General features: G+C 60.2%; 1 pseudogene. It reads left to right on the forward strand.

Annotation, left to right across the window (positions count from 1 at the left end):
- Positions 1–523: pseudogene (locus ACXMYJ_RS29390) on the forward strand (hypothetical protein); the annotation flags it as partial.

The following is a 523-nucleotide window of genomic DNA, read 5'->3' on the forward strand; positions in this document are numbered from 1 at the left end:
CCCAGAATGGTTGTTGGAAAACAAAGATGCCGCCGATGGCCTGGTGTCGCGAGCCCGAACCAAGGGCATAGACCCCGTGCAACTCGACTCTGGTGCCGTTCTGTTCCGCGGGGTCGACGCCGATGACGTGCTGGCCTTCCTCGCCGACTACAACGTGCACGAGGACTCGCCCGACCTCGACGCGGAACTGATCACCAAGTACGTGGAGAAGCAACGCCGCCACGGTCGGCTTGACAGCTGGAGTCTCGCCATCATGTCGGGTAAACCGAGTGCGGCCAAAGGTATTGTGCGGCTAGGAGGGCTGGATTTTCCGCGGATCACTCGCTCGCAATTGAAAGACGACGGCACCAAACGTGCAGACATCAAGACCCTGATGTCGAAAGACCACCGAGCCGTGGACTTTTTGCCCCAGGAGGTCGCCCGGACAATGGGTGAAGCCTCGCTCATGGATGCGCGCGACCTGGATCCGGTCGCGAGAACATGCGGCCTGATCCTGCTGTATCCGATTGACCCACAGTCAGAT

This window comes from Mycobacterium sp. ZZG, from assembly GCF_054786995.1.